Annotated in this window: 12 protein-coding genes and 2 rRNA genes; 9 read left to right on the top strand and 5 right to left on the bottom strand. The window is 35.2% G+C overall.

Translation table 11 applies throughout. The features are described from left to right. Positions 1-45: 45 nt before the first annotated feature. The 5 genes from jag to rpmH form a co-directional block, all read right to left on the bottom strand. Positions 46-672 carry an RNA-binding cell elongation regulator Jag/EloR gene (gene jag, locus KTC94_RS11185; RefSeq protein ID WP_165411847.1) on the bottom strand — a complete coding sequence of 209 codons (627 nt, stop codon included), beginning with the start codon at positions 670-672 and terminating at the stop codon, positions 46-48. Between the two features lie 141 nt (positions 673-813). Further along, positions 814-1,476 carry a membrane protein insertase YidC gene (gene yidC, locus KTC94_RS11180; RefSeq protein ID WP_216302183.1) on the bottom strand — a complete coding sequence of 221 codons (663 nt, stop codon included), beginning with the start codon at positions 1,474-1,476 and terminating at the stop codon, positions 814-816. 20 nt (positions 1,477-1,496) lie between these two features. Beyond that, positions 1,497-1,706, bottom strand: coding sequence for a membrane protein insertion efficiency factor YidD (yidD, locus tag KTC94_RS11175; RefSeq protein WP_216302184.1), 210 nt, complete (start codon positions 1,704-1,706; stop codon positions 1,497-1,499). Next, on the bottom strand, positions 1,678-2,043 hold the full coding sequence (rnpA, locus tag KTC94_RS11170; protein WP_165411863.1) for a ribonuclease P protein component: 366 nt from the start codon (positions 2,041-2,043) through the stop codon (positions 1,678-1,680). Before rnpA ends, yidD begins: the two co-directional genes overlap by 29 nt. A gap of 58 nt (positions 2,044-2,101) precedes the next feature. Continuing rightward, the gene (gene rpmH / locus KTC94_RS11165; RefSeq protein WP_165411850.1) at positions 2,102-2,236 is read right to left on the bottom strand and encodes a 50S ribosomal protein L34; all 135 of its coding nucleotides are present in this window, start codon (positions 2,234-2,236) and stop codon (positions 2,102-2,104) included. 550 nt (positions 2,237-2,786) lie between these two features. Here rpmH and dnaA point away from each other — a divergent pair. The 9 genes from dnaA to KTC94_RS11120 all read left to right on the top strand — a co-directional run bounded on the left by dnaA (position 2,787) and on the right by KTC94_RS11120 (position 17,205). Beyond that, positions 2,787-4,139 carry a chromosomal replication initiator protein DnaA gene (gene dnaA, locus KTC94_RS11160; RefSeq protein WP_165411851.1) on the top strand — a complete coding sequence of 451 codons (1,353 nt, stop codon included), beginning with the start codon at positions 2,787-2,789 and terminating at the stop codon, positions 4,137-4,139. A gap of 271 nt (positions 4,140-4,410) precedes the next feature. Beyond that, positions 4,411-5,517: a DNA polymerase III subunit beta gene (gene dnaN / locus KTC94_RS11155; RefSeq protein ID WP_216302185.1), complete on the top strand. Its 1,107-nt coding sequence runs from the start codon at positions 4,411-4,413 to the stop codon at positions 5,515-5,517. Between the two features lie 44 nt (positions 5,518-5,561). Further along, on the top strand, positions 5,562-5,768 hold the full coding sequence (yaaA, locus tag KTC94_RS11150; RefSeq protein WP_165411853.1) for a S4 domain-containing protein YaaA: 207 nt from the start codon (positions 5,562-5,564) through the stop codon (positions 5,766-5,768). 141 nt (positions 5,769-5,909) lie between these two features. After that, positions 5,910-7,001 (top strand): DNA replication/repair protein RecF, encoded by a 1,092-nt coding sequence (recF, locus tag KTC94_RS11145; RefSeq protein WP_216302186.1) that lies wholly within the window; start codon positions 5,910-5,912, stop codon positions 6,999-7,001. A gap of 40 nt (positions 7,002-7,041) precedes the next feature. Then, positions 7,042-7,305: an extracellular matrix regulator RemB gene (gene remB, locus KTC94_RS11140; RefSeq protein ID WP_165411855.1), complete on the top strand. Its 264-nt coding sequence runs from the start codon at positions 7,042-7,044 to the stop codon at positions 7,303-7,305. A 20-nt stretch (positions 7,306-7,325) separates the two neighbouring features. Continuing rightward, entirely contained in the window at positions 7,326-9,230 is a 1,905-nt protein-coding gene (gene gyrB, locus KTC94_RS11135; protein ID WP_216302188.1) for a DNA topoisomerase (ATP-hydrolyzing) subunit B, read from the top strand. 137 nt (positions 9,231-9,367) lie between these two features. Then, positions 9,368-11,938 carry a DNA gyrase subunit A gene (gene gyrA, locus KTC94_RS11130; RefSeq protein WP_304518724.1) on the top strand — a complete coding sequence of 857 codons (2,571 nt, stop codon included), beginning with the start codon at positions 9,368-9,370 and terminating at the stop codon, positions 11,936-11,938. A gap of 531 nt (positions 11,939-12,469) precedes the next feature. Beyond that, positions 12,470-13,987 (top strand): 16S ribosomal RNA (locus KTC94_RS11125). 292 nt (positions 13,988-14,279) lie between these two features. After that, positions 14,280-17,205: ribosomal RNA gene (locus KTC94_RS11120) — 23S ribosomal RNA — on the top strand. The 16S and 23S rRNA genes sit together here, the layout of an rRNA operon. Positions 17,206-17,308 lie beyond the last annotated feature (103 nt).

The raw sequence follows: 17,308 nt of genomic DNA, 5'->3' as shown, positions 1-17,308 counted from the left end.
ATAATTAATATTAAACTTAGTTTCATAAATTTAAAAAAAAAGCCCTTAGGCTTTCTTCAAATCAACTACAACTCTTCTATAGGGCTCTTCACCTTCACTATAAGTATAAATATATGAATCATTTTGAAGTGTAGAGTGTATTATTCTTCTCTCATAAGGATTCATAGGCTCAAGTTTTAATATTCTACCACTAATCCTTACCTTATAGGCAATTTTTGATGCAAGTCTTTTTAAAGTTTCTTCTCTTTTTGCTCTATAATTTTCAGTATCTAATGTTACTCTTTTATACTCTTCATCATGATTTTTGTTTACAACTAAACTTATAAGATATTGAAGTGAATCTAAAGTCTCGCCTCTATATCCTATTAATAGTCCCATATTAGGTCCGATTAATTCAATCTTTATTTCATTGTTTTCATATTTAAGGTTTACTTCAGCTTTCATACTCATAGACTGCAATACTTCCATTAAAAAAGTTTTAGCTTCATTTAAACTATCTCTTTTAACTGTAACTCTTATTTTAGCAGGTTTTACCCCTATGATATTTAAAAACCCTTTGCTACCTTCATCAAGTGTTTCCACTTTTACTTTATCTCTTGTAACTTTTAACTGCATCAATGCATTATTAATTGCATCTTCTACATTTTTACCCATAATTTCTATATTATTCATACCACACTTCACCCGCCTTTCTAAATATCAAAATTAGGCACTTGTGTTAAATCATCATCTTCGATGCTGTAACATTAACGACTTCAGAAGGAAATTTAGACTCCCACCTATAAAATTGGGAGGCTATCATTTTAAAAGTCGTTAACTTTCTTTTTTTGGAAGTTCCATTTTATTTATAACTAAAGTTTGAACAACTTGTAATAAGTTATTTATTACCCAATATAATACTAATGCACCTTTAAATTTAAGACTCATAAATCCCATAAAAATAGCCATTGCTGTATTCATTGTTGAAGTCTGTTTAGATTTAGCAGCGTCTCCTGGTGGTTGCATAAGTTTTGATGAAAAGTATGTTGTAACGGTAGACAATATTGGTAATATATATAGAGGGTCAGGTTTTGTTAAATCATTCATCCATAAGAACCCAGCACCCTGCATATCTAAGTTGTTAAACACATAAAACAAAGCAAATAAAATAGGCATTTGAACAAGCATTGGTAAACATCCACCCATTGGATTTACTCCATTTTCTTTATATAGCTTCATTACTTCTTGCTGAGATTTTTGTGGATCTTTTTTATATTTTTCTTGAACTTTCTTCATTTCTGGCTGAATTGCACCCATTTTAGCAGTTGATTTAGTTTGTTTAATACTTAATGGCAATAATATTACTCTTATTATAACTGTAAATATAATTATTGTTAATCCAAATGATATATCATTATTTGGTATAAGCGTATTCACTCCATTATGTATCAAGAAAAAGAACTTTGAAAGTGGATCACTTAAAAACTGTAATTTCAAATACAAAACCTCCCAAGTGGTTATTTAACTGGATCAAAGCCGCCCTTATTATAAGGATGACATCTAAGTATTCTCTTTATTCCCATAATAGATCCTTTTATTGCTCCGTGTTTTTCAATAGCTTCTAAAGTATACTGAGAACATGTAGGGTAAAATATACAACAAGGCCTCTTAAACGGTGATATATATTTTCTATAACATTTAATTCCCAGTATAAGTATTTTTTTCATTATTAATTAAACCAGCTTTCTTAAGTAGTTTAGTCAAAGCACTCTCTATTTCTTTATAATTTTTAGAGTTAGAAGGGTTCCTTGCAATAAACACTAAATCATATCCTGTTTTTAATCCTACATTATTAAGCCTATAGTTTTCGCTTATTAATCTTTTAACTCTACCGCGAATTACACTGTTTCCTACCTTTTTACTAACGGATATTCCACATCTATTAATATCTTTACCATTTCTATAAATATATAATACTAATAATTGGTTAGAAAAAGATTTTCCTCTTCTATATACTGTTCTAAATTCAGTATTCTTTCTAATTCTATATTTCTTAACATTAATATTAATATTAGCCGCCCTCTTTTCCGCAAATTGCAGAAAAAGGCCACATTAGCGGCCTTTATGCTGTCAATTTTTTTCTACCTTTTTGTCTTCTTTTTTGAAGAATGTTTCTGCCAGAAGCGGTTTTCATTCTCTTTCTAAATCCGTGTTCTTTTTTTCTTTGTCTTTTCTTAGGTTGGTAAGTCATGAACATATCTACTACACCTCCTTCTTTAAACCATACATTATAGCAATCATCTTACAATCGCATTTTTACAGTTTTACTATTAGATTATATAGTCACATCATCTTAATGTCAAGATAAGCATTTTTATTACTATTGTTAATATTTTTTATATTTATATGTTTTTTTGTGGATAACTTCTTGAACACCTTGTTATTTTTTGATATTATATAAGAAAGAACTGTGAATAACCTGTTTATTGATAAAGTTATTCACAACTTGTGGACAAAACTGTTAATAACTACTACAATATTGTATTAAACTTCTTTTGCTTATCTATTTTTAGCTATATAAGCAGATTTATTTCTTAATTTAATATGTTAATAGTTTTTTTTTGTATTGTTAACAATTTAAGTCCTGTTAAAAATATAAGCATAGTTATTAACATGTGTATATTTTTAATGCTATTTATCAACAACCTACAATGTATTAATTTATTGCTTATAACTTTGTTTATAATGTTGTTTATATATTGTTTGTTTTTACATAAAATTTTTTTATTTGAACTGGAGGGTAGGAAATGAGCACCCAAATTAAAGATATCTGGGAAAAAACTTTAAGTATAATAAAAGGTGAACTTACAGAGGTGAGTTTTAATACTTGGATTAAAAGTATAGAACCTATGGCCTTAGATAATAATACTTTTAAATTAGGTGTTCCTAATAATTTTACCAAAGACATTCTTGAAAATAGATATAAGGATTTAATAATGAATGCTGTTAAATTGATTACTTCTAAAACATATAAAATAGAATTCTTTATATTATCTGAGGACGTAGCCGAAATTGAAACACCTAAAGCGAAACGAGAAGCTAATAGGAATAATATAATATTTAATGATGAAATGTCTGCAACACTAAACCCAAAATATACCTTTGATTCTTATGTAATTGGCAATAGTAATCGATTTGCTCACGCTGCATCACTTGCTGTAGCTGAATCCCCTGCGAAAGCTTATAATCCACTATTTATTTATGGAGGGGTTGGTCTTGGAAAAACGCATTTAATGCATGCTATTGGTCATTATATATTAGCAAACAACCCAAAGTCTAAGGTTGTTTACGTTTCTTCTGAAAAGTTTACAAACGAACTTATCAATTCTATTAAAGACGACAAAAACGTAGAATTTAGAAACAAGTACAGAAATGTGGACGTACTTCTAATTGATGATATTCAATTTATTGCAGGTAAAGAACGTACGCAAGAAGAGTTCTTCCATACATTTAATGATCTTCATGAAGCAAATAAGCAAATTATTTTATCTAGTGATAGACCACCTAAAGAAATACCTACTCTAGAGGATAGATTGAGGTCTAGATTTGAATGGGGTCTTATAGCTGATATACAACCACCGGATTTTGAAACTAGAATAGCTATTTTGAAGAAAAAAGCAGATATAGAGAATTTAAATATTCCAAACGAAGTATTGGTGTATATTGCTACTAAAATAAAATCTAACATAAGAGAGCTAGAAGGCGCTCTTATTCGAATTGTAGCTTTTTCTTCACTAACTAATAAAGAAATTGGTATAGATTTGGCATCAGAAGCACTTAAAGATATTATTTCTAGTAGAAATTCAAAACAAGTAACTATTGAGCTAATACAAGATATAGTTTCTAGCTATTTCAATTTAAAAATTGAGGATTTTAAATCTTCGAGGCGAACTAGGAACATAACATTTCCTAGACAAATCGCAATGTATTTGTGCAGAAAGCTTACTGATATGTCTCTCCCTAAAATAGGTGAAGAATTTGGAGGTAGGGATCATACAACTGTAATCCACGCATGTGAGAAAATATCTAATGGTCTTAAAGAAGATGAAAATTTACAAGATAACATAGCAGAACTAACTAAAAAAATAAGTCAAAAATAGTATAATCCCGATATTAACAGGTGTTGATACTATATATATATAATCCTGTGTATAAAATAATACATAAAACGTAGCTGTTGATATTGTGGATAACTGTGATTTTTTTTTGCATACTTATCCACAATCATTTCTACCTAGCATTGTTGCAGCTTATAGTCTAAGATAGGTTCTTAACATATCAACAGCCCCTACTACTATTACTACTAATAATTTATTATTATCTTACCTATCTTTAATAAATTTCCCATGTGGATAAGGAGGTCTTTATTATATGAAATTTATATGTGAAAAAAGTATATTACAAGAAGCAATTTCAAACGTTCAAAAAGCTATTACAGGAAAATCAACTTTACCCGTATTACAAGGTATATTAATAACTGCTAAGAACGGAGAAGTAACTCTTATAGGATCTGATGTTGATTTAAGCATTGAGGCCAAAATTAATGCAGAGGTTATGGAAGATGGAAGTGTAGTTTTAGATTCTAAGCTTTTTGGTGAAATCATAAGAAAATTACCCAATAGTGCAATAGAGATAGCAACAGATGAAAATAACTCTATTAAAATCGTTTGCCAAAAATCATATGCAACTATAATACATATGAATAGTGATGATTATCCCAATTTACCAAATATAATAGAGAACATGATCTTTTCAATTTCTCAGAAAGTATTAAAAAACATGATGAAAGGTACTATTTTTGCAGTTGCGCAAGATGAGACTAGACCAATTCTTACAGGAGTCTTATTTGAAATAAAAGATAAAAACCTTAATCTTGTAGCTTTAGATGGTTATAGGGTTGCATTTAGAAGTGAACCAGTAGATAACGATTTTAATATAAATGCTGTAATTCCAGGTAAGACATTAAGTGAAGTATCAAAAATACTAGAAGAAACAGATGAGAACGTTAATATAACATTCACACCAAATCATATTTTATTTAATATTGGAAAAACGAAGGTTATATCAAGGTTACTCGAAGGTGAATTCATAAAATATAGCTCAATAATACCTGAGGAATATAATCTAAAAATTACAGCTAAAAGACATGAATTATTAAGCTGTATAGAACGGGCTTCTCTTATGGCAAAAGAGGGAAATACCAATTTAGTTAAATTCAACATAGAAGAAGATAACATGATAATCACTTCTAATTCTCAATTGGGAAAGGCCAGAGAAGAAATAAATATAATTTTGCAAGGTGAGTCTCTTCAAATTGCATTTAACTCAAAATACCTAATAGAACTTCTAAAAATAATGGAAGAAGAAGAGATAATTATGGAGTTTTCTAGTGGAGTTAATCCTTGTGTTGTAAAAAACAAAGAAAAAAATAATTGTACGTATATGGTATTGCCGGTAAGAATAAGAGCTAATAATTAATTTAAAATATATTTTTAATAATATTTGGAAAAGAAGGTTTTGAAATGAATGAAATAAAAATAGAAACAGATATAATAAAATTAGATTCTTTTCTAAAATGGGCTGGGATAGCTTGTTTAGGTTCAGAAGCAAAATTTTATATCAAAAATGAGGATATTAAAGTCAATGGAGAAATAGAAACTCAAAGAGGTAAGAAATTATCTAAAGGCGATATAATTGAGTTTAACAGCGAAACTTATAAAATAATTTAAATTATATGAATGCACCGGAAAATTTTAAAATAATCTCCGGTGCACAATTTATGTCTATAATAATAAAATTTATAAGAAGTTATTTATATATATAAAATAATAAACTTATATATATATGTTATAATCATAATAGGTGATTGTATGCATATAAAATATTTACAACTTGAAAATTTCAGGAATTATAATAAATTATTTATAGAATTAAATAAAGGTACTAACGTATTTGTAGGGGATAATGCACAAGGAAAAACAAATATTTTGGAAGCTATTTATTATTGTAGTTTAGCTAAGTCTCACAGAACCAATAGGGATAAGGAATTGATAAATTGGAACGGCACAGAAGCATATATAAAGCTTTATGTGTGTAAAACTAGATTAGATAAAAAAATAGAAATAAAGATTTTTAAAGAAGGTAGAAAAGGAGTTAATATAAATTCTATAAAAGTTCAAAAACTCTCCGAGTTAGTAGGAAGTTTCAATGTGATTATGTTTTCACCCGAAGATTTAAATATTGTTAAAGAATCTGCATCATACAGGAGAAAATTCTTAGATATAGAGCTTTGTAAGTTAAGCCGTCGTTACTACTATAGTTTATCGCAATATAAAAAAGTTTTGAATGAGAGAAACTTGACTATAAAAAAATGGAATACAAATAGTGATATTATAGATGTATATGATAAGCAACTTAGTGAATTCGGTGCAATTATAATAAAAGATAGAATAACTTATATAGAGAAATTAAACAAAATATCAAAAACAATACATAGCAATATAACATCCAAAAGTGAAGTAATAGATATTAAATATCTAACGCCTATTAAGGAGTTAGATAATATACGAGAAAATTTTTACTTGCTTTTATGTAAAAATAGGAAAAGAGATATAGAAACTAAAACTACATCAATAGGCCCACATAGGGATGATTTTTCCATAGACCTTAATGGTATCAATGCTAGAATATTTGGATCCCAAGGTCAACAGAGAACTTCAGTTTTAACAATTAAGTTTGGAGCTCTAGCGATAATAAAAGAACTAACTGGAGAATACCCAGTATTATTACTTGATGATGTTTTGTCTGAATTAGATACAAAAAGGCAAGAATATATATTAAAATCTATAAAAGAAGTTCAAACATTAATTACATGCAACGGGATTAATGATATAAGAAAATATTTAAACTCAGGAAGTAAGATATTTGAAGTTATGTCAGGCGAAGTAAAAGTAATGACATAGATTCAAATAAAGTAGAATGTATTATCAAGGAGGATATTATATGTTTTTACATTTAGGGGAAAATGTAGTAGTGCCTATAAAAGACATTATAGGTATATTTGACATGGAAACTACTATGTATAGCTCGGACACTATCCAATTTTTAAGAATGGCCGAAGAAGATGGTTTTGTAGAGCGGATAACAAAAAATATTGCTAAATCTTTTGTAATTGCAGAGGTAGATAAAAAAAGTAAAATATATATATCACCAATATCATCTTCAACTTTATGCAAAAGAACAGAAACTGTATATTATGCGCTTTAGAGTAAGTTAGGAGGATATACATGGAAAATAATAATATTTATGACGAAAGTCAAATACAAGTACTTGAAGGATTAGAAGCAGTAAGAAAAAGACCTGGTATGTATATAGGTAGCACTAGCATTAGGGGTCTTCATCACTTAGTTTATGAAATTGTAGATAATAGTATTGACGAGGCCTTAGCAGGCTTTTGTAAGAATATTAATGTAATTATACACAAAGACAACTCTATAACTGTTATAGATGACGGTCGTGGTATGCCCGTAGGAATGCATCATAAAATGAAAATACCTACTGTAGAAGTTATAATGACTGTACTACATGCAGGTGGTAAATTTGGTGGTGGAGCATATAAAGTATCCGGTGGTCTTCATGGTGTTGGTTCATCTGTAGTTAATGCATTGTCTGTGATTTGTGAAGTAGAGGTTAAAGTTGATGGTGATATATGGAAACAAACTTTTTCAAAGGGTAAAACTACTAGTACACTTGTAAATATAGGAACAACGCAGGAACATGGAACAAAAGTGTTCTTTACCCCTGATCCAGAAATTTTTGAAGAAATTGATTTTGATTTTGAAACTTTGTCTCAAAGACTTAGAGAGTTGGCCTTTTTAAATAAAGGTTTAAGAATAACCCTTGAAGATGAACGAGAAGAGAAAAAGCAAGATTTCTTGTATGAGGGAGGAATAAAATCTTTTGTAGATTATTTGAATAGAAATAAAGGAACAATTCATGAAACCATATACATGGAAGGAAATAAGGATGATTATGTTGTTGAAATAGCATTACAATACAACGATACATATACAGAAAATATATTTTCATTTGCTAACAATATAGATACTGTGGAAGGTGGAACACACCTAGTTGGTTTTAAGTCGGCATTAACAAGAGTAGTAAATGATTATGCTAAAAAATTTGGGTTTTTAAAGGAAAATGATAAAAACCTATCAGGTGAAGATGTAAGGGAAGGTCTTACAGCAGTAATATCTATAAAGCTTACTGATCCTCAATTTGAAGGGCAAACAAAAACTAAACTTGGTAATAGTGAAGTAAGGGGCATAGTTGATAGTATAGTTGGTGAGTCTATCAGTAATGTTCTAGAGGAAGATCCACAACTAGGTAAAAACATAATTGATAAAGCATTAAATGCAGCAAGAGCTCGCGAAGCAGCAAAAAAAGCAAGAGAATTTACAAGACGAAAGTCTGTACTAGAAAGTACTACACTTCCAGGTAAATTATCAGATTGTGCTTCAAAAGATCCTATGGAATGTGAGATATATCTGGTGGAGGGTGATTCAGCGGGTGGTTCAGCAAAACAGGGTAGAGACAGAAGATTCCAAGCTATACTTCCTCTTAAAGGAAAAATAATGAATGTTGAAAAGCAAAGAATTGATAAAATGCTCGCATCTCTAGAGATTAGGGCTATGATAACCGCTTTTGGTGCTGGTATAGGAAAGGATTTTGATGTAAAAAAAATAAGGTACGATCGTATTATTATTATGACAGATGCGGACGTAGATGGAGCACATATTAGAACTTTATTACTAACATTTTTCTATAGATACATGAAAGAATTAGTAGAGCAAGGACACGTATATGTAGCTCAACCTCCACTATATAAAGTTTCTAAAGCCAAAAAAGAGCATTATGTATATACTGACAAGGAATTAAAAGCTTTGCTTTTAGAAATAGGCGGAAAAGATAATAACACCGATATACAAAGATACAAAGGTCTTGGGGAAATGGATGCACACCAACTTTGGGATACGACAATGAACCCTGAAGAGCGTATACTCCTTCAGGTACAGGTTGAGGATGCAATGGCAGCGGATGAAATATTCACTATTCTTATGGGCGATAAAGTAGAACCTCGTAGAGAGTTTATACAAGAAAATGCTAAAGGTGTGCTTAACTTAGATATATAGCTTGATAATGCATTCAAGCAGATCAATCTACTACTACGAAGGTTAATCCATTAAGGTAATTACCGTCACCCATGGAGTATGATGAAATTGCTTTCTAGAGTGGCATTAAAATATTTTGTTTAAAGAGGTGTAACATGATTAATAATCAGGGAAAAATTTTACCTATTGATATAAGACGTGAAATGAAAAAATCTTATATAGATTACGCTATGAGTGTTATTGTAAGCCGTGCGCTTCCAGATGTACGAGATGGGCTTAAACCTGTCCATAGAAGAATATTATTCTCTATGCATGAATTAGGATTAACACCAGAGAAAGGATACAGAAAATGTGCCAGAATTGTAGGGGATGTTTTAGGTAAATATCACCCACATGGGGATACTGCAGTGTATGGTGCATTAGTTAGAATGGCTCAAGATTTTTCACAAAGATGTACGTTGGTAGATGGGCATGGAAATTTTGGGTCTGTAGACGGTGATTCAGCGGCGGCAATGAGATATACAGAAGCTAAAATGAGCAAAATTACAACGCAAATGCTTAGAGATATTAATAAAGAGACAGTAGATTTCATTCCTAATTTTGATGGAGAAGAAAAGGAACCATCAGTGCTACCATCAAGATTTCCTAATCTTTTAGTTAATGGATCAACAGGAATTGCTGTAGGGATGGCAACCAATATACCTCCACATAACCTAATAGAAGTTATAGACGGAGTACTTATGGTTATTGATGAACCAGAAGTTGCTATAAGTGAATTAATGACAAAAATAAAAGGTCCAGATTTTCCTACGGGAGGAATTATCCTAGGAAGAGCAGGAATAAAAAGTGCCTATGAAACAGGAAGAGGAAGAATCCTCGTAAGGGCTAAAACTGATATTGAAGAGAACAAAGGCAGAAATACGATAATAGTAACAGAATTACCTTATCAAGTTAATAAAGCAAAACTTATAGAAGGTATTGCAGATTTAGTAAAAGATAAGAAGATAGATGGAATATCAGATTTAAGAGATGAATCAGATAGAGAAGGTATGAGAATTGTTATAGAACTAAAAAGAGATGCAAACCCTAATATAGTATTAAATAGGCTATTTAAACATACGAGGATGCAAGATACTTTTGGGGTTATAATGATAGCACTTGTAAATGGTGAGCCTCAAACTTTAAATTTAAAACAAGTTTTAGTTCATTATTTAGACCATCAAAAAGATGTAATAAGAAGAAGGACTCAATTTGATCTTGATAAAGCATTAGCTAGAGCTCATATTTTAGAAGGTATGAAAATTGCGCTAGACCATATTGATGAAGTAATTCGTTTAATAAGATCATCTAAAAATATTAGTGAAGCTAAAGAAAGTTTAATTAATGCTTTTGATTTATCAGAAAAACAAGCAACTGCTATTGTTGAAATGAGACTTGGGAGACTTACAGGTCTTGAAAGAGATAAAATAGAAGCTGAGTATAACGAAATAATGAAGACAGTTAATTATTTAAAAGGAATCTTAGCAGATGAGATAGTATTATTGAACATAATTAAAGACGAACTTATAGAAGTTAGAAATAAATATGGTGATACTAGAAGATCGTCAATAGAAAAAAACCCATACAGTATAGATGAGGAAGATTTAATTCAAGAGCAAGATATTGTAATAACGCTAACTCATGCAGGGTATATAAAGAGGCTTCCAGCTGATACTTATAGTGCTCAAAAAAGAGGGGGTAGGGGGATACAAGGTGTTACTACAAAAGAAGATGATTTTGTGGAACATATTTTTACAACTACCACTCATAATAATATTTTATTCTTCACAAACAAAGGAAAATCATTTAAATTAAAAGCATATGAGATTCCAGAAGGTGGAAGAACAGCTAAGGGAACAAACTTGATAAATATTATACCTTTAGATAGCGATGAAAAGATTCAAGCAGTTATATGTCTTAAGGAATTCTTAGAGGATAATTATCTTGTAATGGGAACAAAACATGGCTTAATTAAGAAAACATCACTTGATAAATATGCTGCTATAAGAAAGAATGGTTTAAATGCAATAAATTTAAGAGAAGATGATGAACTAATTGGAGCTGCAATAACTACTGGAGATAGCGAAATGCTGTTTGTTACAAGAAATGGTTATTCTATAAGATTTAGTGAAAAAGATGTAAGAGGTATGGGAAGAACTGCAACTGGAGTTAAGTCTTTAACTTTAAGACAAGGCGATATTGTAGTGTCTATGAATATAGTTAAGCCTGAAGAAGAACTTTTAGTTATAAGTGAAAATGGATTTGGAAAGAGAACCTTGGTTTCAGAATACTCACTCCAACGTAGAGGTGGTAAGGGCGTAATAACTTATAAGGTGTCAGATAAAACAGGAAAACTTGTAGGGGCTAGAATAGTAAAAGATGGAGACGAAATGATACTTATAAACAGTAATGGTGTTGTTATAAGATTAAATGTAGATGGAATATCAACTACAAGTAGGAATACCATGGGAGTTACTTTAATGAGGAATGGAGAAGGAGATAATATAGTTGCTATAGCTAAAATAAATTGTAGTGATGAAATTAATACAGATGAGAATTCTTTGCAAGAAGAAACAAATTCTGTACAAGAAAAAGCTGACTCTGTTCAAGAGAACATTAAAGAAACTTCTGATAATGAGGAACATGAATTAGAAACAACTAGTGAAGTAAATGATAAAATAGAATATTAAAATATTAAAGTACTTATTTGGAGTTATTTCAAATAAGTACTTTTTTTAATCTGTGGTTATGTATTATAACTAACCTAGTGTATCTCAAGCAGTAAATCAGAGAAAAACAAAGATATATATATAAGGATTAGTATAATCTATGTAGGAATAGAACTATTGTAAATACAGTAATAAATAGATTTGATACAATATTCCTTGTCGTTACGAATTAGTAACAATAGCAGTTTAATTTTAAAGATCAAATAATTTTCTAAACTCAAAATAATATTTGAAAAAATAGAAAAATATATTGACAATTTTAAAATTAAATAGTAAAATAGTAGAAGTCGTCACATGATGACAAAATAAATTGGTCTTTGAAAATTAAACAGAGAAATAGGTAAAGATAGCGAAATAATATTTCGTTAAACCAGTTAATTACTTTAGTATAAAGTGAAATTTAGTCGTAAGATTAAAAGTATGTAATGAGCTTGCGTAACAACTTAACAGTTGTCGCAGATTAATCATTTCAACTAAAAAAGTGTAAACTTTTAAATTGAGAGTTTGATCCTGGCTCAGGACGAACGCTGGCGGCGTGCCTAACACATGCAAGTCGAGCGATGAAACCTTTCGGGGTGGATTAGCGGCGGACGGGTGAGTAACACGTGGGTAACCTGCCTCAAAGAGGGGAATAGCCTCCCGAAAGGGAGATTAATACCGCATAATATGTTTTGGTCGCATGATCGAAACATCAAAGGATTTTTCTTCGGAAAATTCCACTTTGAGATGGACCCGCGGCGCATTAGCTAGTTGGTGAGGTAACGGCTCACCAAGGCGACGATGCGTAGCCGACCTGAGAGGGTGATCGGCCACATTGGAACTGAGACACGGTCCAGACTCCTACGGGAGGCAGCAGTGGGGAATATTGCGCAATGGGGGAAACCCTGACGCAGCAACGCCGCGTGAATGATGAAGGCCTTCGGGTTGTAAAGTTCTGTCTTCTGGGACGATAATGACGGTACCAGAGGAGGAAGCCACGGCTAACTACGTGCCAGCAGCCGCGGTAATACGTAGGTGGCAAGCGTTGTCCGGATTTACTGGGCGTAAAGGATGCGTAGGCGGACATTTAAGTCAGATGTGAAATACCCGAGCTTAACTTGGGTGCTGCATTTGAAACTGGGTGTCTAGAGTGCAGGAGAGGTAAGTGGAATTCCTAGTGTAGCGGTGAAATGCGTAGAGATTAGGAAGAACACCAGTGGCGAAGGCGACTTACTGGACTGTAACTGACGCTGAGGCATGAAAGCGTGGGGAGCAAACAGGATTAGATACCCTGGTAGTCCACGCCGTAAACGATGAATACTAGGTGTCGGGGGTCGAACCTCGGTGCCGCCGTTAACACATTAAGTATTCCGCCTGGGGAGTACGATCGCAAGATTAAAACTCAAAGGAATTGACGGGGGCCCGCACAAGCAGCGGAGCATGTGGTTTAATTCGAAGCAACGCGAAGAACCTTACCTAGACTTGACATCCCCTGCATAACCCAGAGATGGGCGAAGTCCTTCGGGACAGGGTGACAGGTGGTGCATGGTTGTCGTCAGCTCGTGTCGTGAGATGTTGGGTTAAGTCCCGCAACGAGCGCAACCCTTATCATTAGTTGCTACCATTAAGTTGAGCACTCTAGTGAGACTGCCCGGGTTAACCGGGAGGAAGGTGGGGATGACGTCAAATCATCATGCCCCTTATGTCTAGGGCTACACACGTGCTACAATGGTGAGTACAAAGAGATGCAAGACCGCAAGGTGGAGCCAAACTCAAAAACTCATCCCAGTTCGGATTGTAGGCTGCAACTCGCCTACATGAAGCCGGAGTTGCTAGTAATCGCGAATCAGCATGTCGCGGTGAATACGTTCCCGGGCCTTGTACACACCGCCCGTCACACCATGAGAGTTGGTAACACCCGAAGTCCGTGAGGTAACCGTAAGGAGCCAGCGGCCGAAGGTGGGATTGATGATTGGGGTGAAGTCGTAACAAGGTAGCCGTAGGAGAACCTGCGGCTGGATCACCTCCTTTCTAGGGAGTAGATGTATTGACTTCGGTCGATGCAATAGAAGAATATTAATTTGTTCTTCAAAAATATCTATTGTAATTAATCGTACCTAGTTCTCTGTTTAATTTTGAGAGACTAATTTTATCTAACTCTTAGGAGTTAGATAATGAATAGTTTTTCTTAAAATGTTCTTTGAAAATTGCACAGTGAAAAAAGTTGTTTTAAAAAAATTAAAACTACGCAAGTAGTTTATAAATTAATTTAATACAATTTCGCAAAATTAATATAACCGTCTATGTAAATAGACAGAATCAAGGTCAAGCTACAAAGGGCGCATGGCGAATGCCTTGGCACTAGGAGCCGAAGAAGGACGCGTTAAGCTGCGATAAGCTTTGGGTAGGCGCAAATAGCCTGTGATCCAAAGATTTCCGAATGGGGGAACCCACATAGTAACAACTATGTACTGCATACTGAATAAATAGGTATGCAGAGGTAGACCCGGGGAACTGAAACATCTAAGTACCCGGAGGAAGAGAAAGAAACATCGATTTCCTAAGTAGCGGCGAGCGAAAGGGAAAGAGCCCAAACCCAGGTCTTTGATCTGGGGGTTGAGGATAGATCATAAATACTGCAATTCCTTAATTGAAGATAGCTGGAAAGCTGCTCCGCAGAAGGTAATAGGCCTGTAAATGAAAAGGAAAAACAGTCAGATCTAATCCAGAGTACCACGAGACACGTGAAACCTTGTGGGAAGCTGGGAGGACCACCTCCCAAGGCTAAATACTACCTAGTGACCGATAGTGAAGAAGTACCGTGAGGGAAAGGTGAAAAGAACCCCGGAAGGGGAGTGAAATAGAACCTGAAACCGTGTGCCTACAACCGGTCGAAGCACTTTATATGTGTGACGGCGTGCTTTTTGTAGAACGAGCCAACGAGTTACGATATGTAGCAAGGTTAAGTACTTAAGGTACGGAGCCGAAGGGAAACCAAGTCTGAATAGGGCGCATAGTTGCATGTCGTAGACCCGAAACCGGGTGACCTATCCATGGCCAGGATGAAGCGGAAGTAAAATTCCGTGGAGGTCCGAACCACGTTGGTGTTGAAAAACCATGGGATGAGCTGTGGATAGCGGAGAAATTCCAATCGAACTCGGAGATAGCTGGTTCTCCTCGAAATAGCTTTAGGGCTAGCGTCGATTAATTGAGTAATGGAGGTAGAGCACTGAATGGGCTAGGGGCTGACAACAGTTACTGAACCCTATCAAACTCCGAATGCCATATACTTTTATTTCGGCAGTCAGACTGCGAATGATAAGATCCGTAGTCAAAAGGGAAACAGCCCAGACCATCAGCTAAGGTCCCAAAGTGTAAGTTAAGTGGAAAAGGATGTGGGATTTCTAAGACAACTAGGATGTTGGCTCAGAAGCAGCCACTCATTTAAAGAGTGCGTAATAGCTCACTAGTCAAGAGATCCTGCGCCGAAGATGTCCGGGGCTAAAACTTACCACCGAAGCTATGGGTGTACACAATTGTGTACGCGGTAGAGGAGCTTTCTGTACTGGCTGAAGTCATACCGTAAGGAGTGGTGGACGGTACAGAAGTGAGAATGTTGGCATGAGTAGCGAGAGTTAAGTGAGAATCTTAACGGTCGAAAACCTAAGGTTTCCTGAGGAAGGCTCGTCCTCTCAGGGTTAGTCGGGACCTAAGCCGAGGCCGAAAGGCGTAGGTGATGGACAATCGGTTGATATTCCGATACCACCAATGGACGTTATTAGAAATGGGATGACGCAGGAGGATAAGATGTGCACACTATTGGATGTGTGTCTAAGCATTTAGGCGGAGCAGACAGGCAAATCCGTTTGCTCTTAACGCTGAGATGTGATGGGGAAGGGAATTTATTCCTGAAGTATCTGATTCCACGCTGCCAAGAAAAGTCTCTATCGAGGATATTGGTGCCCGTACCGCAAACCGACACAGGTAGGTGAGGAGAGAATCCTAAGACCATCGGAAGAATTGTTGTTAAGGAACTCGGCAAATTGACCCCGTAACTTCGGGAGAAGGGGTGCCTACGTAAGTAGGTCGCAGAGAATAGGCCCAAGCAACTGTTTAGCAAAAACACAGGTCTCTGCTAAAGCGAAAGCTGATGTATAGGGGCTGACGCCTGCCCGGTGCTGGAAGGTTAAGGGGATTACTTAGCGCAAGCGAAGGTATGAACTTAAGCCCCAGTAAACGGCGGCCGTAACTATAACGGTCCTAAGGTAGCGAAATTCCTTGTCGGGTAAGTTCCGACCCGCACGAATGGCGTAATGATTTGGGCACTGTCTCAACAACACATCCGGCGAAATTGTAGTGCAAGTGAAGATGCTTGCTACCCGCGATTGGACGGAAAGACCCCGTAGAGCTTTACTGTAGCTTAGCATTGAATTTCGGTATTGTCTGTACAGGATAGGTGGGAGACTGAGAAACATGGGCGTCAGCCTGTGTGGAGTCATCCTTGGGATACCACCCTGACAGTACTGAGGTTCTAACTGGAGGCCATGAATCTGGTCACAGGACATTGTTAGGTGGGCAGTTTGACTGGGGCGGTCGCCTCCAAAAAAGTAACGGAGGCGCCCAAAGGTTCCCTCAGCGCGGTTGGAAATCGCGCGAAGAGTGCAAAGGCAGAAGGGAGCCTGACTGCGACACTTACAAGTGGAGCAGGGACGAAAGTCGGGCTTAGTGATCCGGTGGTACCTCGTGGGAGGGCCATCGCTCAACGGATAAAAGCTACCTCGGGGATAACAGGCTGATCTCCCCCAAGAGTCCACATCGACGGGGAGGTTTGGCACCTCGATGTCGGCTCGTCGCATCCTGGGGCTGAAGTAGGTCCCAAGGGTTGGGCTGTTCGCCCATTAAAGCGGCACGCGAGCTGGGTTCAGAACGTCGTGAGACAGTTCGGTCCCTATCCGTCGCGGGCGTAGGAAATTTGAAGGGAGCTGTCCTTAGTACGAGAGGACCGGGATGGACAAACCTCTGGTGCACCAGTTGTCACGCCAGTGGCATCGCTGGGTAGCTATGTTTGGAAGGGATAAACGCTGAAAGCATCTAAGCGTGAAGCCCACCCTGAGATGAGATTTCCCATAACTCGCACGTAAGTGCGGTGTTAGTAAGACTCCTGGAAGACCACCAGGTTGATAGGTTAGAGGTGTAAGCATGGTAACATGTTCAGCTGACTAATACTAATAAGTCGAGGGCTTGACCTAAATATATAATTAAAAGTAATGCGATATACTTCTTTCGCAGAAATTATTTCTTTCGTAAGAAAGAAACTAAGCTTCTGACAAAGGAAGAAGATTAATTCACTGT

The organism is Clostridium sp. CM028 (genome assembly GCF_030585565.1).
GTDB classification, from domain to species: Bacteria; Bacillota; Clostridia; order Clostridiales; family Clostridiaceae; genus Clostridium_AD; species Clostridium_AD estertheticum_B.
The sequence above is the reverse complement of the archived record's forward strand: the minus strand, read 5'-3'. Positions and strand labels throughout refer to the sequence as shown.

What these genes read in the sequence shown, in the direction of transcription:
- jag (WP_165411847.1), bottom strand. Translation starts at nt 672, where the DNA reads ATGAATAATATAGAAATTATGGGTAAAAATGTAGAAGATGCAATTAAT.
- yidD (WP_216302184.1), bottom strand. Translation starts at nt 1,706, where the DNA reads ATGAAAAAAATACTTATACTGGGAATTAAATGTTATAGAAAATATATA.
- rpmH (WP_165411850.1), bottom strand. Translation starts at nt 2,236, where the DNA reads ATGTTCATGACTTACCAACCTAAGAAAAGACAAAGAAAAAAAGAACAC.
- dnaA (WP_165411851.1), top strand. Translation starts at nt 2,787, where the DNA reads ATGAGCACCCAAATTAAAGATATCTGGGAAAAAACTTTAAGTATAATA.
- dnaN (WP_216302185.1), top strand. Translation starts at nt 4,411, where the DNA reads ATGAAATTTATATGTGAAAAAAGTATATTACAAGAAGCAATTTCAAAC.
- yaaA (WP_165411853.1), top strand. Translation starts at nt 5,562, where the DNA reads ATGAATGAAATAAAAATAGAAACAGATATAATAAAATTAGATTCTTTT.
- recF (WP_216302186.1), top strand. Translation starts at nt 5,910, where the DNA reads ATGCATATAAAATATTTACAACTTGAAAATTTCAGGAATTATAATAAA.
- remB (WP_165411855.1), top strand. Translation starts at nt 7,042, where the DNA reads ATGTTTTTACATTTAGGGGAAAATGTAGTAGTGCCTATAAAAGACATT.
- gyrB (WP_216302188.1), top strand. Translation starts at nt 7,326, where the DNA reads ATGGAAAATAATAATATTTATGACGAAAGTCAAATACAAGTACTTGAA.